23 protein-coding genes are annotated in these 23,245 nt (G+C 72.8%); 9 read left to right on the top strand and 14 right to left on the bottom strand.

Annotation, left to right across the window (positions count from 1 at the left end; translation table 11 throughout):
* Positions 1–7: 7 nt before the first annotated feature.
* Both SMD20_RS20550 and SMD20_RS20545 read left to right on the top strand, forming a co-directional pair.
* A complete protein-coding gene (locus tag SMD20_RS20550) occupies positions 8–640 on the top strand; it encodes a TetR/AcrR family transcriptional regulator (protein WP_329583514.1) in 633 nt (210 codons plus the stop codon).
* A gap of 2 nt (positions 641–642) precedes the next feature.
* Entirely contained in the window at positions 643–1,083 is a 441-nt protein-coding gene (locus tag SMD20_RS20545) for an acyl-CoA thioesterase (RefSeq protein ID WP_329583511.1), read from the top strand.
* A 91-nt stretch (positions 1,084–1,174) separates the two neighbouring features.
* Here SMD20_RS20545 and SMD20_RS20540 read toward each other — a convergent pair whose 3' ends face one another.
* The 7 genes from SMD20_RS20540 to SMD20_RS20510 form a co-directional block, all read right to left on the bottom strand.
* Positions 1,175–3,223, bottom strand: a complete 2,049-nt coding sequence (locus SMD20_RS20540; protein WP_329583509.1) for a CHAP domain-containing protein — start codon at positions 3,221–3,223, stop codon at positions 1,175–1,177.
* 267 nt (positions 3,224–3,490) lie between these two features.
* Positions 3,491–4,240 carry a glucose 1-dehydrogenase gene (locus tag SMD20_RS20535; protein WP_329583507.1) on the bottom strand — a complete coding sequence of 250 codons (750 nt, stop codon included), beginning with the start codon at positions 4,238–4,240 and terminating at the stop codon, positions 3,491–3,493.
* Positions 4,227–6,278 carry an acetate--CoA ligase family protein gene (locus SMD20_RS20530; RefSeq protein ID WP_329583504.1) on the bottom strand — a complete coding sequence of 684 codons (2,052 nt, stop codon included), beginning with the start codon at positions 6,276–6,278 and terminating at the stop codon, positions 4,227–4,229. Before SMD20_RS20530 ends, SMD20_RS20535 begins: the two co-directional genes overlap by 14 nt.
* Complete coding sequence (locus tag SMD20_RS20525; protein ID WP_329583501.1) at positions 6,275–7,795, bottom strand: class I adenylate-forming enzyme family protein; 1,521 nt, start codon at positions 7,793–7,795, stop codon at positions 6,275–6,277. The genes SMD20_RS20530 and SMD20_RS20525 overlap by 4 nt, the downstream gene beginning before the upstream one ends.
* Positions 7,796–7,820: 25 nt before the next feature.
* Positions 7,821–8,144 (bottom strand): VOC family protein, encoded by a 324-nt coding sequence (locus tag SMD20_RS20520; RefSeq protein WP_371252946.1) that lies wholly within the window; start codon positions 8,142–8,144, stop codon positions 7,821–7,823.
* Positions 8,141–8,539, bottom strand: coding sequence for a Zn-ribbon domain-containing OB-fold protein (locus SMD20_RS20515; RefSeq protein ID WP_329583499.1), 399 nt, complete (start codon positions 8,537–8,539; stop codon positions 8,141–8,143). Before SMD20_RS20515 ends, SMD20_RS20520 begins: the two co-directional genes overlap by 4 nt.
* Positions 8,540–8,588: 49 nt before the next feature.
* The gene (locus tag SMD20_RS20510) at positions 8,589–10,358 is read right to left on the bottom strand and encodes a serine/threonine-protein kinase (protein ID WP_329583496.1); all 1,770 of its coding nucleotides are present in this window, start codon (positions 10,356–10,358) and stop codon (positions 8,589–8,591) included.
* 150 nt (positions 10,359–10,508) lie between these two features.
* Between SMD20_RS20510 and SMD20_RS20505 the strand changes: the two genes are divergently transcribed.
* Together SMD20_RS20505 and SMD20_RS20500 are read left to right on the top strand one after the other, a co-directional pair.
* Positions 10,509–11,117 carry an isochorismatase family cysteine hydrolase gene (locus tag SMD20_RS20505; RefSeq protein ID WP_329583493.1) on the top strand — a complete coding sequence of 203 codons (609 nt, stop codon included), beginning with the start codon at positions 10,509–10,511 and terminating at the stop codon, positions 11,115–11,117.
* A gap of 8 nt (positions 11,118–11,125) precedes the next feature.
* Complete coding sequence (locus tag SMD20_RS20500; protein WP_329592619.1) at positions 11,126–11,863, top strand: SDR family NAD(P)-dependent oxidoreductase; 738 nt, start codon at positions 11,126–11,128, stop codon at positions 11,861–11,863.
* A 20-nt stretch (positions 11,864–11,883) separates the two neighbouring features.
* On the opposite strand, the gene SMD20_RS20495 is transcribed toward SMD20_RS20500, so the two are convergent.
* Positions 11,884–13,161 (bottom strand): serine hydrolase domain-containing protein, encoded by a 1,278-nt coding sequence (locus SMD20_RS20495; protein WP_329583491.1) that lies wholly within the window; start codon positions 13,159–13,161, stop codon positions 11,884–11,886.
* Between the two features lie 28 nt (positions 13,162–13,189).
* On the opposite strand from SMD20_RS20495, the gene SMD20_RS20490 reads away from it, so the two are divergent.
* Positions 13,190–14,098, top strand: a complete 909-nt coding sequence (locus SMD20_RS20490; protein WP_329583489.1) for a cyclase family protein — start codon at positions 13,190–13,192, stop codon at positions 14,096–14,098.
* 22 nt (positions 14,099–14,120) lie between these two features.
* On the opposite strand, the gene SMD20_RS20485 is transcribed toward SMD20_RS20490, so the two are convergent.
* From SMD20_RS20485 to SMD20_RS20475, 3 genes are all read right to left on the bottom strand, one after another.
* Positions 14,121–14,477 carry a helix-turn-helix domain-containing protein gene (locus tag SMD20_RS20485; RefSeq protein ID WP_329583486.1) on the bottom strand — a complete coding sequence of 119 codons (357 nt, stop codon included), beginning with the start codon at positions 14,475–14,477 and terminating at the stop codon, positions 14,121–14,123.
* A 45-nt stretch (positions 14,478–14,522) separates the two neighbouring features.
* Complete coding sequence (locus tag SMD20_RS20480; RefSeq protein WP_329583483.1) at positions 14,523–14,846, bottom strand: type II toxin-antitoxin system RelE/ParE family toxin; 324 nt, start codon at positions 14,844–14,846, stop codon at positions 14,523–14,525.
* 115 nt (positions 14,847–14,961) lie between these two features.
* Complete coding sequence (locus tag SMD20_RS20475; RefSeq protein ID WP_329583481.1) at positions 14,962–16,107, bottom strand: cytochrome P450; 1,146 nt, start codon at positions 16,105–16,107, stop codon at positions 14,962–14,964.
* Positions 16,108–16,205: 98 nt separating this feature from the next.
* Between SMD20_RS20475 and SMD20_RS20470 the strand changes: the two genes are divergently transcribed.
* Positions 16,206–16,811 carry a TetR/AcrR family transcriptional regulator gene (locus tag SMD20_RS20470; protein ID WP_329583478.1) on the top strand — a complete coding sequence of 202 codons (606 nt, stop codon included), beginning with the start codon at positions 16,206–16,208 and terminating at the stop codon, positions 16,809–16,811.
* On the opposite strand, the gene SMD20_RS20465 is transcribed toward SMD20_RS20470, so the two are convergent.
* The 3 genes from SMD20_RS20465 to SMD20_RS20455 form a co-directional block, all read right to left on the bottom strand.
* The gene (locus SMD20_RS20465; RefSeq protein WP_329583475.1) at positions 16,793–18,283 is read right to left on the bottom strand and encodes an AMP-binding protein; all 1,491 of its coding nucleotides are present in this window, start codon (positions 18,281–18,283) and stop codon (positions 16,793–16,795) included. The two genes, SMD20_RS20470 and SMD20_RS20465, sit on opposite strands and share 19 nt — an antisense overlap.
* A 20-nt stretch (positions 18,284–18,303) precedes the next feature.
* Positions 18,304–19,359 (bottom strand): LLM class flavin-dependent oxidoreductase, encoded by a 1,056-nt coding sequence (locus SMD20_RS20460; RefSeq protein ID WP_329583473.1) that lies wholly within the window; start codon positions 19,357–19,359, stop codon positions 18,304–18,306.
* 454 nt (positions 19,360–19,813) lie between these two features.
* Positions 19,814–20,011 carry a hypothetical protein gene (locus SMD20_RS20455; RefSeq protein WP_329583470.1) on the bottom strand — a complete coding sequence of 66 codons (198 nt, stop codon included), beginning with the start codon at positions 20,009–20,011 and terminating at the stop codon, positions 19,814–19,816.
* A 241-nt stretch (positions 20,012–20,252) separates the two neighbouring features.
* Between SMD20_RS20455 and SMD20_RS20450 the strand changes: the two genes are divergently transcribed.
* From SMD20_RS20450 to SMD20_RS20440, 3 genes are read left to right on the top strand one after another with little or no spacing between them, the layout of a single operon-like run.
* A complete protein-coding gene (locus SMD20_RS20450) occupies positions 20,253–21,224 on the top strand; it encodes a radical SAM/SPASM domain-containing protein (protein WP_329583468.1) in 972 nt (323 codons plus the stop codon).
* A 32-nt stretch (positions 21,225–21,256) separates the two neighbouring features.
* Entirely contained in the window at positions 21,257–22,429 is a 1,173-nt protein-coding gene (locus tag SMD20_RS20445) for a methyltransferase domain-containing protein (protein ID WP_329583465.1), read from the top strand.
* Positions 22,419–23,210, top strand: coding sequence for a class I SAM-dependent methyltransferase (locus tag SMD20_RS20440; protein ID WP_329583462.1), 792 nt, complete (start codon positions 22,419–22,421; stop codon positions 23,208–23,210). Before SMD20_RS20445 ends, SMD20_RS20440 begins: the two co-directional genes overlap by 11 nt.
* The last annotated feature ends 35 nt before the right edge of the window (positions 23,211–23,245 follow it).

The following is a 23,245-nucleotide window of genomic DNA, read 5'->3' as shown; positions in this document are numbered from 1 at the left end:
TGCGTCCATGACACAAGACGGCCGGCGGCTGCGCGGGCTGCGCAGCCGCGAGGCGATCCTTGAGCAGGCGGTGGCACTGGCCTCCGTCGAAGGGCTGGACGGACTCTCCCTGGGGCGATTGGCGGCGGCGACCGGCACCAGTAAGTCCGGATTTTTTGCCCATTGGCGCGACAAGGAGCAGCTCCAGCTCGACGCCGTGGAATGGGCCGCCCGCCAGTGGACCGAGCGGATCGTGGCGCCCGCCCTGCAGGCTCCGGCCGGGGTGCGGCGGCTATTCGCGCTGCACGAGGCGCGGCTGCGGTTCTACGGCGAGGGCGTGCTTCCCGGCGGGTGCTTCTTCTTCACCGTCCAGGCCGAGTTCGACGACCGTCCAGGCGCGTTGCGCGACCGCGTCGCGCGGGCCATGAACGACTGGCAGGAGTTCATCCGGCGGCAGGTGACCGAGGCCGTGTCGATGGGCGAGCTCGCGGAGGGCGTGGACGCCGCCCAGCTCGCGTACGAGATCGACGCGCTCGGGGAGATGGTGATCATCCATTCCCGCCTGCTCGACGGGCCGGCCTCCCTCGTCCACGCCCGCCGCGCCGTGCTGCAACGCCTGCGCGCGCTCTGCCCCGACCCCACGCTTCTCCCGGAGGACTGATCATGATCGAAGACGGCGTGCACGAGCCGGTCCAGGTGCATTTCGACGACCTCGACGCCATGGGCCTGCTGCACAACTCCCGCTACGCCCTGCTGGTCGAGCGGGCGATCAGCGCCTACTGGCAGCGCCTGGGCTGGGCCCCGGACCCGGCCGGGTCGGCGTTCAAGGACGTCTTCCTGGCCGTGCGCGAGTTCAAGGTGACCTACCACGTGCCCATCGCGGGGCCGGGCGAGCCGCTGGTGCACTTCTGGATCGAGCGCCTGGGCCGCACCAGCGGCGTCTACGGCTTCCGCGTGCTGTCGGCCGATCGCGCGGTGGTGCACGCCGAGGGCTATCGCGTCAACGTCAACCTGGACCCGGCCACCCTGCGGCCCGCGCCGTTCAGCGACGAACTCCGCACCGCCGCCGAACCCCTGCTCCGCAGGACGGCGGCGGCGTGCTGAAGACCCGCTGGATCGCGCTCCGGTCCCGCACCCGGCGGATCGGCACGCTGGACCGAGCCGCCCTGCGGCGGGACCTGGACGCGGGCAGAGCCTAGGCGCGGTGGCGGCCCCGGCTGCGGTGGCCGGTCGAGGTGGCGCTGATCGCGCCGACCAGCTCGCGCTCGTCGTGGCGGTGCCGGCGGCCGCGCGGCAGCAGGTCCACGAAGGGCTCCTCGGGGGCCGGGTCCTGGCGGCGGCGGCGTCCCCGGTAGGAGACGGGCATGGGGGCGGGGCCGTCGTCGAGGACGTCGCCGGTCCAGGCGGGGGCGAAGGCGTCGAACGAGCTGGTCGCCTCCGGGATGACGATCCGCTGGAACGGGCCCGTCTCGAAGACGAACGCGCCCGTGTCGCGCGGGTCGGCGTCGCTGATCCGCCGCATCGGGCCCGTGTCCCAGCACGGCTCGAACGGGCCGACGTCCACCGGCTCGCCGAAGGCGTCGGCGTCGGCGTGGCGGCCGGTGCGCCGGTAGGGGTTGTCGACGGCGATGCCGGTGCGCGGGTCGGGCTCGGCGGCGCGGCGGCCCCGGCCGCGGCGCAGCGGCGCGGGGTCCGCGAACGGGTCGAAGGGGCGGGCTTCCCTGATGCGGCGTACCTGCTCGGCGGGGGAGGCGTCGCTGCCGCTGCCGCCCGCCGCGACGAGCCGGGCGTCCCTGGCCCCGACGGGAGAGGTGCCGGCCGCGACCACGTCGGCGTCGCCCCGCACGAACGGGGTCTCGGCGGCGAACAGGTCGGCGTTCTCCCGCGCGAAGAGGGTCTCCGCGGAGGTGAGGTCGGCGGCCCGAGCGAACGAGGTCTCGGCGGCGGTGAGGTCGGCGGCGGACGCGGCGATCAGGTCGGCGGCCGTCGTGGCGATCAGGTCGGGGGTGGCCGTCGCGGCGACGAGGCCGGCCGTGGTGGCCGATTCGGTGGTGAGGCGCGGGGCCGGGCCCGTGACGAGCCCCGTGGTGAGCTCTGCGGCGCCGGAGGCGAGAGTGCGGCTCCACGCGGGCCGCGTGACGGGCAGGGCGGCGCCACGGCGCTTGCGGCGGCGTCCCCGGTGGGACGGGACCGGACGCGGGGCGGGGGAGGCGGCGGCAGCGGCGGCGCGTACCCGGTTCTGGCGGGTCTTGGCGACGGCGAGCAGCGCCAGGGCGGCCACCAGCGTCGAGCCGATCAGCGTCGGCGAGGAGATGGCAGGGAGCGGTCCAGTGGCGCTCGCGTCGGCGTGCGTCGGCAGCGGCTCGGCGGTGGCCGCGGTCGTGTCGGCGGTGGTCGGCTTGGCGTGCTTGCCCAGCTTGGTCCCCTGGCCGGGGGCGGCCGGCGCCGGGGTGGCGCCCGTGCCGGTCGTCGTCGCGCCCGTCGAGGCGTCCGCCGTCGCGCCCGCCCGCACGTCCGCGGGAGAGCCGGTGGACCGCTCGGTCTTCTTCGGGGGCGTGGTCTGCTTCTTGGACGCGGTGGTCCGCTCGCTCTTCCGCTCCGGGGCGGCGGGCCGGGTGGCGAGCGGGGGCCGCGCGCCGCTCTCCTGTTCGGCGCCGGTCTGCGGGATCATCGCGGTGAGCGAGCCGTCCTGCACGTAGAGCGTGGGGGTGCCGGGGCCGGAGTCGGGCGGCAGCGACCCCTCGACCTCGGACTTCTTCTTGGCCGCCTTCGCGTCGAGCTTGGCCTTGACCACGTCGGGATAGCCGTAGCCGACGACCTTGCTGGTGTCACGTTTCTTGTACTTGGCGACACCGCCGTCGATGTTGCCCTCGATCGTGATGATCTTGTTGCCCTCGACGCGGACCACGACGCCGACGTGGTCGATACGGTCGATGCTCTTGGAGCCGCCCCAGTCGTAGAAGACGAACGCGCCCGGCTTGGGCTTGGTGCCCCAGGCGCCCTGCTTCTTGAACCACTTGGCGTGCTCCACCGTCCACGCGAACTGCCCCATCCACTCCTCGTAGCCGAGCTTGTGCGCGGCCCAGGAGAGGAACATGTCGCACCAGGGGGCGGCGGTGTAGTCGGCGTCGAACTCGACGTTCTTGCCGTACCAGTCGCCGAACTTGGTGTACGCGCCGGCCTTCTCGGCGTAGCCGAGCTGGCTCTGGAGCAACTCGATGAACTTCTGCGTCTCTGGCGTCATGGAAGTATGAGGGCACCTTCCGGGCAAGACCGGTTTCGCCCCACGCCGCACTGGGTAGAGAATCCCCCTGTGACTGGTGGGACAAGACCGGAGGCTTGTCATCTACCGTGATGAAGCGAGGTTACCGTGCCGTAATCCCAGGTCAAGCATGCACAAAGGGACGGCAAAGCCTGTGGGGCAAGGAAATCGCAGGTCAGGATGCTGCCAGAAATGTCCGAGCGAGCGCTGTTTAACCGTAAAAGATCTTACTGTCCCAAGGGTTAGTAATCAGTAGCCCGCGCCCGTGAGCAGCCCGCCGTCCACGGTGAACTCGCTGCCCGTGCAGTAGCTGGACCGGTCCGAGGCCAGGAACGCCACCACGTGCGACACCTCCACCGGCCTGGCGAAGCGCTTGATCACCATCGCCTTCACGAACGCCTCCGCGTCCACCTCCCGTGCGAGGTCCGGATCGTGCACCATCGGCGTGTTGATCGCCCCGGGATGCACCGAGTTCACCCGGATCCCGAACCCCGCCAGCTCCCGCGCCGCCGACTTCGTGAGACCGCGCAGCGCGAACTTCGAGGCCGCGTACGCCGACAGCCCCGCCGCGCCGATGAGCCCCTCGATGGAGGAGATGTTCACGATCGAGCCGCCGCCGGCCGCCGTCAGGGGCTCGATCACCGACTTGATGCCCAGCCAGGCGCCCTTGAGATTGACGTCCACGACCCGGTCGAACTCCTCGGGCGGCATGTCCGCGATGCGGCCGTACCTGAGGATGCCGGCGTTGTTGACCAGCACGTCCAGCCGGCCGTGCAGCCCCACGGCGGTGCCCACGGCCTGCTGCCACTCGGCCGCGCTGCGCACGTCGTGCCGGACGTAGGCGGCGCCCGTCTCCTCGGCCAGCGCCTTGCCCTCCTCGTCGAGGACGTCGCCGAACACCACCCGCGCGCCCTCGGCGAGGAACAGCCGCACGTGCGCCGCGCCCATGCCCCGCGCGCCGCCGGTGATCAGCGCGACCTTGCCGTCAAGCAGCCCCATGATCTCCTCCTGCCGCCACGGCCACCGCGGCCGCCTCCATGGACCGGTAAACCGGGATGCCCGCCGCCGCCGCGACGCGCCGTACCTCGTCGTCGACGCCCGGCGGCGCGCACTCGCCGTTCCTGGTGACGAGCGTGAACCTGGTACGCGGCAGCGCCTCCTGGGCGGCGGCCAGCGCGTGCGCGTAGGCGTACAGGGCCTCCGGGGCGTCGCCGTAGGTGAAGAACGCCTGCACGTTGACGTGCGCCACCACGTCGCGGTACGCCCGTACGCGCAGGATCGCCGCGACCACGTCGGGCACCAGGTCCGGGCGGCCACGCGGGCCCACCGGCGCCTCCAGGGGGTTGCCGAAGGCCGCCACGCCGAGCCCGCGCAGCTCGCCCGCCACGTCCTCGGGCAGCGGGTCCAGGCACACCCCCGCGGCGTCGAACGCGTCGGCCGCCAGCACGCTCGCGCCCCCGCTCGGCCCCACCACCAGCACCCCGTCCCCGCCGGGCGGGCGGGCGGCGTGGGCCTGGAAGTACGCGAGCACGCCGATGAGGTCGTCCTGGCTCGTCACCAGCGCCGCCCCGGCCTGCTCGGCGACCGCCTCCCACAGGCGCCGGTCGCTCACCAGGCCCCCGGTGTGCGAGGCGGCGGCCGCCCGGCCCTGCCCGGTGCGCCCGCCCACCAGCAGCACGACCGGCCGGTCCAGCGCCCGCAGTGCCTCGTACAGCTCCCGCCCGTCGCGCGGGTCCTCCAGATAGAGGCCGACGGCCCGCGTCTCCTCGTCCCGCGCCAGCCAGCGCAGCAGCTCGGCGGGGGTGACGTCGGCGGCGTTCCCGACGGTGACGACCCGGCTGAAGGCCAGGCCGCGCCGCTCCCCGACCTTGATCACCTCGCCGGCGAGGCCGCCGCTCTGCGAGATCAGCGCCACCGAGCCCGGCGGCCCCAGCCCGCCGCCGACGAACGTCTGCCGGCCGCGCGGGCAGTAGACGCCCATGCAGTTGGGCCCGAGCAGGCGGGTGCCGGCCGCGCGGGCGGCGGCGACCAGCTCGTCCTCCAGCCCGGCGCGGCCCGCCTCGCCGAAGCCGCCGCTCATCACCTGCACGAACGGCACGCCCGCCGCCTGCGCCACCACCTCGGGGCAGCGCTCGGCGGGCACGGCGACCAGCGCGTAGTCCACGTCCGCAGTCTCGGCGGCTTCGGCGAGCGAGCGCACGGTCTTCACGCCCGCCACCTCCTCCGCCCGTGGGTGCACGGCGACCAGCGGGACCCCGGCGGCCCGGTAGAAGTCGAGGAACATGTTCCCGAAGGTGGGCCGCGTGGTGGACGCGCCCACCACGGCCACCGCGCGTGGCTCGAACAGCGGCAGGAAGTCGGCCGTCCCCCCGCGCGTGACGGGCGGGGGCGGCGCGGCGGGCAGATGGCGGGCGTCCACGGCCGTCACGCCGTCCGGGGTCGCGATCACCGGGTTCAGCTCGAACTCGCCGAGCTCCAGCCGCTCCCACAGCCCGCCGGGACCGCCGACCGCCAGCAGCAGCTCGACCAGCGCGGCCAGGTCCACCGGCGGGCGGCCCCTGCTCCCCGCGAGCAGCGGGGCGGCGCGCAGCGAGGCCAGCATGCGCCGCGCGTCCTGCTCCGACACCGGGCACAGCCGCAGCGCCGTGTCCCGCAGCGTCTCCGTCCACACGCCGCCCAGCCCGGCGAGCAGCACCGGGCCGAACGCGGCGTCCCTGACCAGGCCCACGATCAGCTCGACCCCGGCCGCCGCCTGCTCCTCGACCAGGAACCCGGCGAGGTGCGGCACCCGTTCCCGCATCCGGGCCGCCGCGCCGGGCAGCTCGGCCGCGCGCAACCCGAGCGTCACCGCGCCGGACTCGGACTTGTGCACCAGCTCCGGGCCGAACGCCTTCAGCACCAGCGGCTCGGCCAGCTCCCCGGCCGCCCCGAAGTCCCTCGTGTCAGGGGGGAGCACGACGCCGCGCGGCACCGGCACCCCGGCCTCGCGCAGCATCGCCTTGACCACATGCTCTGGGACGTGCTCCTGCGCGCTCACCCGAGCAGGTGCCCGTACTGGTCGCGGATGGCCTTGCGGAGCAGTTTGCCCGGCCCGCCCGAGGCGTCCTGCGAGTGCGGCAGCTCCCCGGCCACCACGATGTGGTCCGGCCGCCGGTGCTCCGGCAGGATGTCGGCCAGGGCGAGCGCCAGCTTGGAGGCGTCCAGCGAGTGCCCGGAGCGCGGCACGACGGCCAGCAGGATGCGCTGCTCCGCCGCCCCCTCGGGCACCCCGACGGCTCCCGCCTCGGCCACGCCGTCGAGCGCCGCGGCGGCCTCCTCGACCGCGGCCGGCTGCGTCCACACGCCGCCCTTGGCGATCGCGTCCTCGCGGCGGCCCAGCACGCGCAGCACCCCGTCGGCGGAGACGGAGCCGAGGTCGCCGCCGACGTACCACTCGCCGCGCAGCACCTCCGCCGTCCGCTCCGGCAGGCCGTCGTAGCCCGCCATGCGGTGCGGCCCGGCCAGGTTGATCTCGCCGACCTCGTCGATGACCCGGCGGCCCTTCGGGTCCGTGACCCGTACGGCGTTGCCGGTGCGGGCCCGGCCGGAGGAGCCGAGCGACGTCGAGCCGTCGTCCACCCGGCCCATGCACGTGTACGGAGCCTCGGTCTGCCCGTAATAGGAGTAGACGCCCGCCTCGGGCAGCCGGGCCTTGATCCGGTCCAGCATGGGCGCGGTCAGCGGCTCGCCGCCCAGCATGATCACCCGGATGGACGACAGGTCCACGTCCTCGTGCTCCGGCGAGCCCAGCAGCGCCGCGTAGAACGACGGGATCTGCGACACGTGCGTGACCCGCTCGCGCGGCACGACGCGCAGGAAGTTCGCCGGCCCCCAGTCCTGCTCCAGCACCAGGCGCATGCCCGCGTACAGCGCGGGGCCGACGATGGCGGGGAAGCCGATGCCCCAGATGATCGCACCGGTGCCGAACACCGCGTCGGGGCCGCGCGGCACGTCCAGCCAGATCTGCGCGGTGGCCAGCGAGGAGGCGTGCGTGTGCACGACCGCCTTCGGCAGGCCGGTGGTGCCCGAGGTGTAGTAGAGCGCGAGCGGGTCGTCATGGAAGCCGGCGAGCGGCGGTTCGGCGTCAGGGCCGCCGGTCAGCTCGCGGGCGTCGATCCACGCGGTGACCTCGGGCAGTGAGCCCCTGATCCGCTCGACCGTCTCGGCCACGGTCGCGTCGTGCACGAACGCCGTGCAGCCCGAGGCGGCGACCACGTCCCGCAGCGTCTCGACCGGCCAGTACGGGTTCAGCGCCGCCGTCACCGCCCCGATCTTGGCCTGCGCCAGGTAGACCTCGGCCACCGTCAGCGTCTCGTTGAGCAGCGCCGCGACCCGCCGCCCCGGGCCGATCCCGGCGGCGAGCAGGGCGTTCGCGCGGCGGTTGACGTTCGCGTTCAGCTCCTCGTAGGTGAAGCTCCGCTCGCCGCAGTACGTCAGCGCCACCCGGTCGGGGGTGCGCAGCGCGCCGGCGGTCAGGATCGCGTGGCCGTAGTTGCCGTACGGTGATGGGGCCATGGGGGCGCCTCCAGATCGGCGGGGCTCAGAGGGGGGAATAGAGCACGAAGACGTTTCCCGAGGGATCGCGCAGCACGGCCCGCCGCTCGTGCGGCCCCTCCTCGGGGCCACGCACCACCTCGGCCCCGCGCGCCGCCAGCTCGCGCACGCTCTCCCGCACGTCGTCCACCTTGTACGACGGCGCCGCCCCCGGCGTGACGTGCTCGGCGGGCCCGGCCAGCGCCACGGTGACGCCGCCCCCGTCCAGCGCCGCGAACCGGTCGCCGTCGCGGAACTTCACCGGCAGCCCGTAGAAGGCGATGGCCTCGTCCAGGTCGGCCACCGGGATCAGCACGTTGCCCAGCTTCACGCGGGCCTCCAATGCGGCAACTCGTCGACGAACGTCACCCGCACCGGCATGCCGATGCGTACCTCCTCCGGCGCGCACCCCACCACGTGCCCGAACGCGCGCACGCCGGCGGGCAGGTCCACCCACGCCATCACGTACGGCTCCCGGCCCCGGTAGTCAGGGGCGAAGGACCGGTGCACGACGGTGAACGTGTGCACCACGCCCGTGCCGGTCACCGGCTCGTACGTCAGCTCGCCGCCGCCGCACCACGGGCACGCGGCCTCGGGGAGGTGCACCCACCGGCCGCAGCCCGCGCAGCGCTGGACGACCAGCTCGCCCCGCGCGCAGGCGGCCCGGTACCCGGCCAGGTGAGCGGGCGGGTCGGGGGGAGGGGGCGTGGTGGTGTCGGCGCTCATCGCTTGCCAAGCTAGCGCACGCTTGGTTGCCCGGCAAGGCCGCGCCCGGTCACTCGACGGGGATCAGCGTCCCGACGAGCTCCGGCGGCCCGTCCAGGGCTTCCTCCGGGCCACTGTGAGGGGTGTGGTCGTAGGCGTTGGCGGGGGCGTTCGCGGGGCTGGGGGAGTGGGAGGCGGGCGGGGTGGAGGAAGGGGTGGGGCAGGCGGGGCCGTCCACGGGGACCTCGCTCACCTGGGGGCCGTTGCCGGAGGCGGGCTCGGTCATCACCACGATGCCGGCGTAGACGCGCCGGCCGCAGGCCACCGTGCCGGGGTCGTGGCCGACGGCGCTGGTGTACGACGTGTGGCCGCTCAGGACGCGGGTCTCCTCGTGCAGCGTCGTGGCGGGGGCGTCGTCGCCGTCGCGCCGCGTGTACGTCACCCGCAGCCGCACCTGGCCGGTCCCGTCCGCGGCGACCTGTACCGACCCGCTCCGCCCGCTCCAGGCGGTGATCGTGGCCGCCCTTACGTCGGGATGCGGCGCCGACGCGGTGGCGGAGGTGGAGGTGGTGGCGGAGGTGGTGGCGGTGGTGGTGGCGGACGGGGTGCGGCGTGGGGCGGCGGCGCTGGTCCGGCCCGGTGTGGCGGCGGGCGTGCGCGGCGCGACCTCGCCGGTGGCGCGGGACGTGGGGCGTTTGGTGGGGCGTTTGGTGGGGCCGGACGTGGGGCCGGTCGTGGCGTCGGCGGGCGAGGGAGCGGGCTCGGTCTTCTCCTCCGGCGGCGGCAGGAGGATCGCCCCCGGCCCGGTCGGCAGCCGCCCGCCCGACAGCACGATCCCGATCGCCACCGCCATCACCAGCACGCCCGTCACCCACAGGTGCGGCGGGAGGCGCGGCATGCGCGCGAGCCGGTCGCGCAGGGCCACCGCCGGGCCGCCGCCGCTCGTGGCGCGAGCGGTACGCGCCAGCGGGAAGCGGAGGGCCATCAGCGTGGCCAGCTCGGCCAGGTGGCGGCGGCCGCGTTTCTCCCATTCCGGGCCGTAACCGGCGACCGCGTCCTCCTCCAGCTCGGCGGCGAACTCGCGGGCGGAGGCGTACCGGGCGGCCGGGTCCTTGGCCAGGCCGCGCCTGAGCAGGTCGCGCAGCGTGTCCGGCACCACCTCCAGGGGGATCGGCTCGGTCAGGTGCCGGTCCCTGGTGGCCGGCACGTCCAGCTCGTCCTGGCCGCCCTCACCGGTGGCCCGGAACGGCGGCCGTCCCCTGACCGCCTCGAACAGCGTGCAGGCGGCGGCGTACAGGTCGGCCTGCGGCCCGGCCTGGTGCAGGGTCCACAGCTCGGGCGACATGTACGCCGGGCTGCCCGCGGGCACGCCAGGCTCCTCGGCGTGCACCACGACGCCGAAGTCGGTGAGCTTGCTGGTGCCGTCCGCCTGGACGAGGACGTTCTCCGGCTTGACGTCGCGGTGCGGGACGCCCTTCTCGTGCGCGGCGGTCAGGGCCAGCAGGATGCCCTTGAGCACGGCGAGCGCGGCCTCCGGGGTCACGTGGCCGTGCTCGGCCAGCAGTGCGCGCAGGGTCACGCCGTCCACCAGCTCCATGACGAGCGCGGCGCGGGCCGGGGTCTCGACGTACTCGTAGAGGCGGACGATGTCGGGCTGGTCGAGCTCGACCAGGTGGTGGGTGTCCGACCGGAAGCGTTCCATGAACTCGGCGTCCCTGCGCAGCGTGGCGTTCAGGTACTTGATCGCCACATAGGCGCCGGTCGATTGGTACGTGGCGAGGAACACGCGGCCGGTGCGGCCCGCGCCGAGCTGGCGTACTTCACGGTAACCAGGGACCAAGTCCTACCCCCATACGGCGGCCGTCTCTGGGTTCGACGGTCTCACCCGGGGTGTTGGTTGTCACGAGTGCGGCTATTTCGCCGTGAGTTAACCCCTTATGACGGGAGGTGGCGGTGATACCCTCATGATGCCAAGCAAGCGCTCGGGTAAATGAAGAGGGGTGGGCGGGTGGAGGGCGTGGCGGTGCTCGTGATGGAGATGCAGCGAGGCGTCGTCGGTGATCTCACGAAATTTCCGGACCTGCGGGCGGCGTGCGAGCGGCACGACGTCGTCCCCAACACCGCCCGGCTCCTCTCCGCCGCCCGCGCCGCCGCGATCCCGGTCGTGCACTGCACGGCCGCCTTCCGCGCCGACCGGGCCGGCTCCCACACCGCGAACTGCCCCTTCATCGTCTCCCTGCTCAAGGACCCCGCCCACATGCTGGAGGGCACCCCGGCCGTCGAGGTGCTGCCCGAGCTGCGCGCCCCCGGCGACCTGGAGAGCCGCAGGCACCACGGCTTCTCGCCGTTCACCGGCACCTCGCTCGACATGACGCTGCGCTCGCTCGGCGTCTCCACCGTGGTCGCCACCGGGGTCTCGCTCAACCTCGGCATCCCCGGGCTGGCGCTGGAGGCGGTCAACCTCGGCTACCGGGTCACGGTCGTCACGGACGCGGTCGCGGGCATCCCGGAGGACTACGCGCGGGCCGTCCTGTGGAACACGATCAGCCTCCTGGCCACCCGCGCCACCGCCGCCGACCTCGCCGGGACCTGGAGGTGAGCGGCCCGATGGACGGCATGCGGCTGGACGGCCGGACCGCCGTCGTCACCGGGGGAGCGGGCGCGATCGGCGCGGCCATCGCCGCCGACCTGGCCGCGCTCGGCGCCCGCGTCGTGCTCGCCGACGTGGACCTGCCCGGCGCGCGGCAGGCCGCCGCCGCCCTGCCGGGCGCGCGGGCCGTCGCCCTGGACCTCACCGACCCGGAGTCGGTCACGGCGTTCGTCCGCGTGGCCGGGGACGTGGACGTGCTCGTGCACAACGCCGGGGTCGCGGTGATCGGGCCGTTCGCGGAGAGCGACCCGGCCTCGTGGGACCTCATGTGGCAGGTCAACCTGCGCGGCCCCATGCTGCTGACCAAGCTGCTGCTGCCTGGGATGACGGCGAGGGGCTGGGGGCGGCTGGTGTTCGTCTCCAGCGACGGGGCGCGGGCCGGCTCCGGCGGCGAGGGCGCGTACGCGGCCACCAAGGCGGGCCTGTTCGGGCTGGCCAAGACGCTCGCCAGGGAGGCCGCCCGCGGCCAGGTCACCTCGAACGTGGTCTGCCCCGGCCCGACGGACACGCCGATGCTGCGGCGGGTCTCGGCGGCCGAGCCGGGGCTGGTCGACCGGATCGCCCGGGGCATCCCGCTGCGCCGCCTCGGCACGCCGCAGGACGTGGCCGGGCTGGTCGCCTTCCTCTGCACCGACCGGGCGGCGTACATCACCGGCCAGACGCTGTCCGTCAGCGGCGGCGTCACGATGCACTGACCGGCCCTGCATTGACCGGCTCAGAGGGACTGGTACACCGCCTCCACGAGGCGGATGCCGCGCAGGTTGCCGGAGAGCGCGTTGGCCATCTTGTTCATGACGTACGCGATGCCGAGCCCGCGCTCGGGATCGCCGAGGCCGATGGAGCCGCCCATGCCGCTGTGCCCGAACGCGCTCCCCGACGGCATCAGGAAGGTCAGCGACGGCCGCATGTAGCCCAGCCCGAACGCCGTGTTCAGGATCAGGACGCGGTCGGGGCCGTTCACCCGGGTACGGGTGGCCTCGCGCAGCGTCTCGGGGCTGAGGATGTCGCCGGCGGCGAGGGAGCGGTAGAAGCCGGCCAGGCCCCTGGCCGTGGTCACCAGGCCGGCGGCCGGCCAGCCGGCGCGCAGGATGACCGGGTTGTTCGCGCCGCCCTGGACGCGGTGCATGGCGGGGTTGCCGAGGGCGCGGTTCATGAGGCTCTGCGGGTCGAGCGCGGCCCTGGTCATCGCGGCCATCACATCATCGGGCCGCCCCTGCTCTTCGGCGCCCGCACCGGCCGCGCCTGCGCCGGCCGCGCCCTGGCCCGCGCCTGCGCTCTGGCCCGCGCCTGCGCCTGCGACCTCGCTCGTGGTGGCGCCCTCGCCCGTGGGCGCGGTGCCGGCCTCGGTGACCTTGAGCGCCTGGGGCCGTTCGGCCGCCTTCAGCCGGGCCGTCCTCGGGATCACGTCATCCGGCGCGCCCACCCACATCTCCAGGCCGAGCGGCCCGGCGATCTCCGCCGCCACCAGCTCGCCCACCGACTTCCCGGTCACCCGCCGGACCACCTCGCCCACCAGGAACCCGTACGTCAGCGCGTGATAGCCGTGCGCCGTCCCCGGCTCCCACAGCGGCTCCTGCGCGGCGAGCCGGGCCGCGATGGCGGCCTGGTCCTCGAACTCCTCCACCGGCACCGGCTCCTCCAGCACCGGCAGCCCCGACTGGTGGGTGAGCAGGTGCTCGACGGTGATCGCCGCCTTGCCCCGCGCCGCGAACTCCGGCCACACCTCGGCCACCGGTGCGCTCACGTCCACCAGCCCGCGCTCGGCGAGCTGCAGCAGCACGGTGGCGGTGACCGCCTTGGTGCAGGAGTAGGCGAAGGCGGGCGTGTCGCGCTCCCAGGGCCGTCCCGTGTTCCGGTCGGCGACGCCGTCCCACAGGTCCACGACCAGCTCGCCGTCCTGGTAGACGGCGAAGGCCGCGCCGAGCTCCTCCCCGTCGGCGAAGTGCCGTTCGAAGACCTCGCGGACGCGGGAGAAACGGGGATCGCAGTGCATCGGACCTCCACGGAAAGGGAGCGCTTACGTGGTTCACGAGCCTAACAACTGGGGACGATTCGGCCCAGACGATCAGCGCGGTACCCTGAACCTCCTCACCCCGTCCGTGGTCCTCGACGCCCTGCGCGCGGCCACGACCGGCGAGGTGCTGAGCCTGGCCCTGCCGATCCGTGGCGCGACCTCCTCGCCCGCGCCTGCCACCGTGCCGCACCTGCGGGGCCGGCCGCTGCCGCAGCACTTCATGTCCGTGGACGGCGGCGACTACGCGGCCGGCGCGCGGCCGATCGGCGAGGGCCTGTGCGTGGCGGACGACGCCCTCGTCGTGACCCCGCACGGCACCACCACCCACATGGACGCCCTGTGCCACATGTGGTCCGGCGACCGGCTCTACAACGGCCATCCGGCGGCCCGCGTCCGCTCGTACGGCGCCACCCGGTGCGGCATCGAGCGGGTCGGCGGCGTGGTCGCCCGGGGAGTGCTGTTCGACGTGCCCCGGCGGCTCGGCCTCGACCACCTGCCCGCCGGGCACCGGATCGAGCCCGGCGAGCTGGAGGAGATCGCCGTTCCGCGGCCCGGGGACGTGGCGGTGATCCGTACCGGCTGGCCGCGGGTGTGGGAGCGGTCGCCCGAGGAGTACTGGTCGGGCCAGCCGGGACTGTCGGCGGCGGCCGGGCGCTGGCTCGCCGCCCACGACGTCGCCGTGGTGGCCGCGGACAACGCCGCCATCGGCGGGCTCGACGCGCGCGGCCTGGCCGGCGAGGGCCTGGCCGACGACCTGCACCTCATCCTGCTCCACCGGCACGGCATCCATCTGATCGAGCTGTTGTGGCTGGAGGAGCTGGCGGCGACGGGACGGACGGAGTTCGTGTTCGTGGCGGCCCCGCTGCGCGTCGAGGGCGGCACCGGCAGCCCGCTGACCCCGCTCGCGATCCTCTAGCGTCGATGGGCGAGTAAGTCTCCTATGCGTTCGCGAGCTGTCGATGATGCACGGTCAGAGGCTCGATTTCAGTGGTGTCGTCGTCGACGACGAGCTCGACGCGGAATCGAACCCCCATTGCCGCGCCGAGGCGCAGCAGTGTCGCTATATCCGGGATGCCGCCACCGCCCTCGATGCGAGACAGGGCGGGCTGGGACATCCCGGCACGCTCCGCTACGACCTTCTGGGACAAGCCTCGGCGCTTACGGATCTCACGTAGTTGGTCGCCGAGCTCCAGGTCACGGCCCGCCTGCTCGTACTCGGCGTGGGGCTGCGCATCCGCTTCCATCTCGCGCAGACGCTTCGCCTTGTAGGTTTCCCAACGGCTGTGACCCATCATGCGCTCCTCTCGAACACGTGCGTGGTGGTCAGGTCGTGCTCTGCCTCACACCGCTTCCTGGCAGCGATCGCACGGTCGATGTCGGCAGGTCTGCGTCCCATCCTGTGTCTTACGAAAGACCGTCAGGATCACGATCACCTTGTCGGCCGGCTTCCAGAAGGTCAACCGCCAGGTCGTGCGGTCAAGAGCAACACGCAGCTCGTGAACACCTTCGGCGTCCTTCAGCTTCTTCACGTGATCCCCATCAGGGATGCCACCTGTGACGAGGTAGTCGTCTACGTTCCGCATCACGCGCTGGTAGAGCGGAAAAGAAAGGCCATCTAGCCAAGACTCCACCTCCGGCTCCAGGTCGATCCCCCGCTGAGACATATCATCAATAGTATATGCACTTAATGGTAACTCGTGGCGGTGGTGAGTATCAGGCCTGGCCCGCGCCTACTCCCTCGATCTTGGTTTTTGTTCAGATCAGCCGCTACTGGGTCCTTCAGCCCCAGGTGACGGGCAGGCTGCCGACGCCGAACACCACCGCGTCCTGCCGGAGTGGCACCTCGGTGGCGGGGACGGCCAGTCGCAGGCCGGGGAAGCGCTCGAACAGGGCGCGGTAGCCGATGCGCAGCTCGTTCCTGGCGAGCTGCTGGCCGAGGCACTGGTGGACGCCGTGGCCGAAGGCCAGGTGGCGGCGGGCGTCGGGGCGGGCCGGGTCGAGCGTGTCCGGCGCGGCGAAGGCGGCCGGGTCGCGGTTGATCACGGGCAGCGACAGCGCCACCGTCTCGCCCTTCGCGACCCGTACGCCGGCCACCTCGACGTCCTCCAGCGCGGCCCGGCTGGGCGCGCCGAGGTGCAGGATCGACAGCCAGCGCAGCAGCTCCTCCTCCGCGCCCTCCTCGTACGTCAGGCCCGCCGTGAGCAGGGCGAGGACGCCGAGGGCGAGCATGTTCGCGGTGGTCTCGTGCCCGGCGACGAGCAGGATCATCGCGACGTTGGCCAGCTCGTCGTCGGCGAGCTCGCCGGTCAGCCCGCTGATCAGGTCGTCGCCGGGCTCGGCCCGCTTGCGGCGCACGAGCTCGGCGAGGTAGGCGTGCAGGTCGGCGTTCGCGCCCGCCACGTCCCCGTCGGGCGAGACCAGCTCGCGGCTGCGTTCCTGGAAGAAGTCGTGGTCGGCGTACGGGACGCCGAGCAGCTCGCAGATGACCATGGACGGGATCGGCAGCGCGTACGCGGTCACCAGGTCGGCGGGCGGCCCCGCCGCGGCCATGGCGTCGAGGTGGTCGGCGGCGATGCGCTCGATGCGCGGCTCCAGCAGGCGCATCCGGCGCACGGTGAACTGGCCGGTGAGCAGCCGCCGGTAGCGGGTGTGCTCGGGCGGGTCGGTGGTGGCGAAGAAGCCCGGCGGCGCGGGGCGGCCGGGCCCGGCGACGGCGGCCGACGACCGTACGGCGGGGTGCTTGAGCTCCTGCCGGGCGCTGAACCGGGGGTCGCCGAGGACCGCGCGGGCGGCGTCGAGCGTGGTGGCGAGCCAGCCGAGGTGGCCGTCGGCCATCTCCAGGCGGGTCATGGGCGGCAGGCCGCGGAGGGCGGGCGGGGGGTCGAGAGGGCGTCGCGGGTCGCGTTCGACGGGAAGTCTGCGCATGATTGTGAGAGTAGACTCTCAAATAAGAGTTGGCTAGCAGAAGTTGGAAATGGGTCGTGAGTGGACGTGCCGGGGCGAACCCTCCAGAATGCGATTCCATGAGCGACGGACCCGGTCTCCGGGAGCGGAAGAAGGCCAAGACCAGGGCCCTGATCCAGAAGGCGGCGCTGCGGCTGTTCCGCGAGCGGGGCTACGCGGAGACGACGGTCGAGCAGATCGCGGAGGCGGCCGAGGTCGCGCCCAGCACCGTGTTCCGCTATTTCCCGACGAAGGAGGATCTGGTGCTGGTCGACCAGTACCCACCCTTCATCGAGGCGCTGCGGGCCGCCCCGCCCGAGCTCAACCCCGTCCAGGCCGTACGCGCCGCCATCGGCCAGGTGTTCGCCGCGCAGACGCCGGAGGAGCGCAACGACGGCCTGGAGCGAGAGCGGCTCATGTTCACCGTCCCTGAGCTGTGGACGGCGAGCATCGACAACATCCGCGGCGTCCTCGCCGGCCTGCGCGCCGAGCTGGCCGCGCGCGAGGACCGCGACCCCGACGACCCCGAGATCCGCAACGTCACCGGGGCGGTCTCGGGCGTGATGCTCGCGCTGTGGTTCGAGTGGGCCGCCGATCCCGGGCTCGACGCGCCGGCCGCGTTCGACCGGGCCCTCGCCCACCTGGAGGCGGGCCTGCCGATCGCCCGTCAGGCCGAGCCGGGGTAGTTGCCGCCGCCGTGGGCGGCGTCGATCGCGTCGTAGTCCGGGGTGAAGCCGCGCTTCGGGATCTCGTCCGCGAACACCACCTCGCGCGGCTTCTTGTAGGACGCGACCTGGCCTCTGACGTGCTCGATCAGCTCGTCGGCGGTCGCCGTCGCGCCCTCGCGCAGCGCCACCACGGCCTTGACCGCCTGGTGCCAGGCCGGGTCCGACACGCCGATCACGGCGGCGTCCGCCACGGCCGGATGGGACTTGAGCGCGCGCTCGACCTCCGCCGGGTAGATGTTCTCGGCGCCGGATTTGATCATGCGTAGCTTGGGGCCGATGAAGGTGATCGTGCCGTCGGGTTCGCGGCGGCCGAGGTCGCCGGTGTGATGCCAGCCGTTCCTCAGCTTTTCCGCATTTAAGTCGGGCCGGGCGAAATATCCGGAGAAAAGGGTCTTGCCGCGGGCGCAGATCTCGCCCACCTCGCCCGCCGGCACCTCCGTGTCGTCCGGCCCCATGATCCGCACCTGCGCCAGCGGCGACGGCCGCCCCGCGTACCCGGCCCCGCCCTCCGCCAGCCCGAGGAACGTCAGCATGCCGCCCACCTCGGTCTGCCCGTACCCGCCCATCTTCGACCGGCACCACGGCGAGTCGTCCACCGTGATCATCGCGTTCCACTCGTCGGAGGCGGCCACGAAGCGCAGCGAGGACAGGTCGTACTTGCCGCCCGCGTTCGCCTTCACCACCGCGTCGATCATCGGCCCGAACAGGAACGCCTGCGTCACCCGCTCGGCGTCCACCAGCCGGCACACCTCCTCGGGGTCGAAGGCCGGGGTGAAGACGTTCGTGCCGCCGATCTGCAGCGTCGCCAGGCAGAACATCATCGTCCCGACGTGGAAGAGCGGCCCGTTGTCGAGGAAGATGAAGCCCGGCTCCATCTGGCGTACGACGAGCAGCGACGTGGCATGCGCCACCAGGGCTGCGCTGCTGAGCAGGGCCGCGTTCGGGCGCCCGTCGAAGGCGGCGGTGTAGAGCGCGAGGACCGGCTCGGTGTCGGCGACCTGCGGGAACTCCCGCGCCGGCCCGCCCGCCACCAGCTCCTCGTAGTCCGCCCCCGCCCGCACCCACCGGTCGTCGTGGTCGAGGGCGCCGACGGTGTCCGAGTGCTCCCAGACCACGGCCGCCGGAGCGAGATCCTGGAGCACGAAGCGCAGCTCGTCCGCCGACTGCCGCCAGTTCGCCGGGCAGAACACCGCGCCCAGGCGGCTGCACGCGAGCAGCAGCTCCAGCACGGCGTGGCTGTTCTGGCCGAGCCACAGCACCCGGTCGCCGACGCCGACGCCGCGTCCGGTGAGCGCGCCGGCGAGCCGGGACACGCGGGCGTCCAGCTCCGGATAGGTGAGCCGGAGCTCCCCGTCCACCACGGCCGTCGTACCGGGGCGGCTGCGGGCGTGCTCGGCGAGTACATCGGACAGGGACAGGCTGTGGATCATCGTCAGCCTCCGGGAGGGGGTCACTGGAACGCGGGCATGACCTCGGCGGCGAAGAAGCGCATGACCCGCTTCATGTCCGCGAGCGGCATCGGGCGGGTGCTGCCGAAGTCGCAGAGCAGGTTCGAGAACCCGGCGTCCCTGAGCAGCGTGATCTGCTCGACGACCCGCGCCGGGTCCCCGATGACCTCCAGCTGCTCCCACCGGAAGTCGGCCGAGACCGTGCCGCCCTTGAGATAACGGTCCTGGTAGTACTCGAAACCCTGGGCGGCCCGGCCGGTCCTGGGGTCGATGGGGGCGCTGCGGTCGTTGAAGATGCGCGAGCGGTCGAACGACGCCTCGAAGCGCTCCTGGTCCTCGCGAGCCCGCTCCAGGGTGGGGGCGACGTACACGCTGCGGGCCACCACCAGCTCGGCCCCCTCCGGATGCCCGGCCCGCGCCGCCGTCTCCCGCCAGGTCTCGGCCGCCTTGACGACCTTCCTGAACGTCGCGGCCGGGTCGGCCAGGATGGGCAGGCCGCGCTCGGCGTACATGGTGACGGTCTCGGGAGAGACCGCCGCGACGTGCAGCGGCGGATGGGGGGCCTGCACGGGCCGGGGCACCAGCGACACCTCGGCCCCGGTCCGGTAGAACTTCCCCTCGTGCCGGTACGCCTCCCGCGTCCAGAGCCCGACGATCACCTCCAGCGCCTCGTTGAACCGGTCGCGCGCCTCGGCCAGATCGATCCCGAACCCCTCGAACTCGTAGCTCTGGTAACCGCGCCCGATACCGAGCTCCAGCCGCCCGCCGGACAACACGTCCACCTGCGCGGCCTCCTCGGCCACGTGAACGGGGTTGTGCAGGGGCAGGACGACGATCCCGGTGCCGAGCCGCAGCCGCTCGGTGCGGGCGGCGGCGTGGGCGAGCATGGTGAACAGGTTGGGGACGACGCCGTAGTCGCGGAAGTGGTGCTCGGCCAGCCGTACCCCGTCGAAGCCCAGCTCCTCGGCCAGCTCGATGAGCTCCAGGTGGTAGTCGTAGACGTCCTTGAAGCTCTGGCCGTCGAAGCGGTGGAAGAGGTGGAAGGTCGAGAACTTCATGCGGCGGCCCCTCGGAGGTAAACCAAGCGCTCGCTTGGGAGCGTATCACGCCCGGACCCAAAAGCACGGCCTTCCGCCCGGGGGCGCTCCGCGCCGGGAGGCTCCAGACAGCACCTCGAAGGGGGGCTCCGCCCCCCTTCGACCCCCCGCGCAAGCGCCCGCCCGTTGCCCGATTACCAGGTTGACCGGCGGGAGCCCACCCCCAAGGGGCCTCGCTGACGCTCGGGCGTTCTGACAAGGGGATCGAGGCTCCGCCCCGATCCCTGGCGAGAGGGCCTGCCGGCCCCCTCGCGCTCCCCTGGAGGTTGACCGGTCGCTGGCATTGCCTCGCTCGGCCGTGCCTCAGGGGGTCAGCGGCGAGACATGGCGAAGTTCCTCAGCTGCCGGCATCTCCCGGTCGCACCCCGAACCGCACCGAAGTTCTCGCTTGTCGATCAACGGCACGGCTATCCGCTCAGCTCTGACCCGCGATCCATTCGGGAGCCAGGATCGAGTGAACGACGGAGTCGCGCCAGCCGGGCGAACGCCACCAGCTCTTCGTCAGGCAGCACGGCAGCCAGAGAGTAGTCAGCCCGGGCTCAGTGCGAGCCGCCGTGATCACGTCTTCGATGGTCCTCTCCACCTGCTCACGCGAGCGAGGCTCGAAGCTCATGTGCTTGGTCACCTTCCCGTCGCCGTAGATGACGAGAAGTGAAGTCCACGTCAGCCGAGGTGAACTCCCGCAACATGAGCCGCGACGAGGAGACTGTTACGGGGTACATGGACGCTGACTCTACGGATCGAAAGGGGGAATCCGCAGGCTGCCGATAGCCCCGGACGTGGCTCGCTGCGCTTCTGATGTCGACTCACCCCTCGGCACCAGAACGGATCCACTTCACGAAAGAGCACCAACCATGACGGCTGACCCAGTCCTCACCACCGGCACGAGCACCTACCAGACCCCCGCACTGGAGCCGGTGTGGTTCCTGGAGATCGAGCTCACCAACGCCTGTCAGCTCACGTGCCGGCACTGTTACTCCCTTTCGAGCCCAGCAGGGCCGCACGGGAGCATGACGTTCCACGACTGGATGAAGGTGCTGGACACCGCCTCGGCTGCCGGCATCCGGCGCGTCCAGCTCATCGGCGGCGAGCCGACCATGCATCCCGGATTCCTGCCGCTGGCTGAGCACGCTCTCCGCATGGGCCTGGAGGTGCAGGTGTTCTCCAATCTGTACCGCGTCACCCCCGCCCTATGGGCGCTGTACGCCAAGCCTGGCGTCACTCTGGCCACGTCGTACTACAGCGATGTTGCCGAGCTGCACGACAAGGTCACGCTCAGGCCGGGTTCCCACAGGAGGACCCGGGCCGCGATCGTCGAAGCTTTGGAACGTGGCATTCCACTCAAGGTGGCCATAGTGCAAGTGATCCCCGGCCAGCGCGCTGAGGAGGCGCACGCCGAGATGCAGCGGCTCGGTGTCCCGAATCTCGCACCAGTCGATCGAATGCGCGGCATCGGCCGCGCCGCCGAGGGAACGCGTTCCGAGGCGGACGTCAGCGAGCTTTGCGGCCAATGCGGTAACGGTCGCGCCGCCATCTCCCCGAACGGGGACGTCTACCTGTGCGTCATGTCGCGGTTTCTGCCTCCGGCCGGGAATGTTCGAGATACCCCACTTCGGGAAATTCTGAACGGTCTGGCCTGGGGCGACCTGGTCAGGCAGGTGCCGCGCCCCCATCACAGTGATCCGAAGCCGCCGTGCGCGCCTGTGGACGAATGCCCGCCGGCGAGCGACAGCAATGACTGCCCGCCCGCCTCGACGATCTGCGAGGGCAATGCGCTCCTCCTACCCCTGTCGGCTATCCACCTCCGCAAGACAGGGAACCCGTGAACGATCCAGCCTTGGAGGGCGACCATCTGCTTATGGACTCCTGGGAAGAGCATGCCCGTCGTCTCGCCACCGCGGTTGCTCCGCCCGGTTCGCGGTGGCGTGAGGTGGTCGCGCGCACGCGGCGCCACCCGTTGGTGCCCCGGTGGTGGGCGAGCACGCCGGAGGGGTGGAAGCTGCGGGTCGGCGGCGACGATCACGAACGGTGGCTGGCCGCCGCCTATCGCGACTGGACTCTGGTGACGCGGGTCGGCGGCGTCCACGCCGACCACGCCGCGCCCGACGCCTGTCCGGAGGGAGCGCCGACGTCGTCGAGCACACTGCCCGGACTGCTCGTGAGCATGTTCCGGCACGCCTCGATCGGTGACCGGTCCACCGTCCTGGACGTGGGCACCGGCACCGGTTACGGCACGGCACTGCTGTGCGCCCGGCTCGGGCATGGCCAGGTCACGGCGATCGACGTGGACCCGTACCTCACGGCGGCCGCCGAACGGCGGCTGGGGGAGATGGGCTTACGGCCGGAGCTCCGCACCGGCGACGCCACCGGCCCGATCGACTGGTACGGAGACCGGATCATCGCCACCGTGGCGGTCCGGCCGGTCCCGGCGTCCTGGCTGCGCGCGCTGCGGCCGGGTGGGCGGCTGGTGACCACGATCGCCGGCACGAGCCTGGTGATCACCGCGGACAAGCAGGAGGACGGCGGCGCGGCCGGCCGGGTCGAGTGGGATCGGGCCGGGTTCATGCGCACCCGGGCCGGCGCCGACTACCCGGCCCAGGACCTGAGGGCCGTGCTCGGCCGCGCCCGGGTCGAGGACGGCGAGCAGGTCGAGCCCAGCCCGTACCCGGTGATGAACGTGACGACGGCGTGGGACGTCGGCACGATGCTGGAGCTCATCGCGCCCGGCATCCAGCACCGGTTCATCACGTACGACGCCGACCCCGACCGGGTCGCCCTCATGGCCCACCCGGACGGCTCGTGGGCCCGCGCGGAACAGATCGGCGGCAGGGTCATGGTCCACCAAAGCGGCCCGCGCCGTCTCCACGACCTGCTGGATCAGGTGCGCGAGCACTGGCTCACGTACGGCGAGCTGCCGATCCGGGGCGCGGAGGTGGCCATCGACCTGGAGGGGGTGATCACCTTGAGGCGGGGCGGCTGGACGGCGACCATCGGCGGCGAAGGCTGCCAGAATCGGGGGAATGTCCCGTGATGCGCGGCTGCGCGCGACCTTCGACGTGGCGGCCGAGACCTACCAGGACGCCCGCCCCGACTACCCCCGCGAGCTCTACGCCGACCTGCTCGCGATCACCGGGCTCAGGCCGCCCGCGCGGCTGCTCGAAGTGGGGTGCGGGCCGGGGAAGGCGACGGTGCCGCTGGCGCATATGGGCTTCCCCGTCACGGCGGTCGAGCTCGGGCCCGCGCTGGCGCGGGAGGCGCGGCGGCGGCTGGCCGGGTTCGCCGGGGTGTCGGTGGTCACGTCGGCCTTCGAGGAGTGGGAGCCGGCGGCGGGGGACCGCTTCGACCTGGTGTACGCGGCCACGGCGTGGAAGTGGGTGGACCCTGCGGTCAAGTACGACAAGGCCGCCCGACTGCTCGCCCCCGGCGGCCACCTGGCCGTGTGGAACGCCGGCCACGCGCTGCCCGTCGGCTTCGACCCGTTCTTCACCGAGATCCAGCAGGTGTACGAGGAGATCGGCGAGGGCCACCCCGACCCTTGGCCGCCGCCGGAGGACGAAGCCGATCCCACCGCCGCCGAGTTCGCCGCCTCCGGGCGGTTCACGGTGGTGGCGGCACGGCGCTACCTGTGGGCGCTGCGTTACACCGCGGACGCCTATCTCGCGCTGCTCGACACGTTCTCCGGTCATATCGCCATGGAGCCGGACAAGCGGGCGCACCTCTACCGGGAGATCCGCCGGCTGCTCGCCGCCCGCCCGGACGGGCGGCTCACCCGCCACTGGTCGGCCGTCCTGACGGTCGGCCGCCGGTCGTGACCGGGTGAGGACACGCCGGGCCCGGGGGCGTGGCA

This window comes from Nonomuraea sp. LP-02 (assembly GCF_036289125.1).
In the GTDB taxonomy this organism is placed as follows: domain Bacteria; phylum Actinomycetota; class Actinomycetes; order Streptosporangiales; family Streptosporangiaceae; genus Nonomuraea; species Nonomuraea bangladeshensis.
The sequence above is the reverse complement of the archived record's forward strand: the minus strand, read 5'-3'. Positions and strand labels throughout refer to the sequence as shown.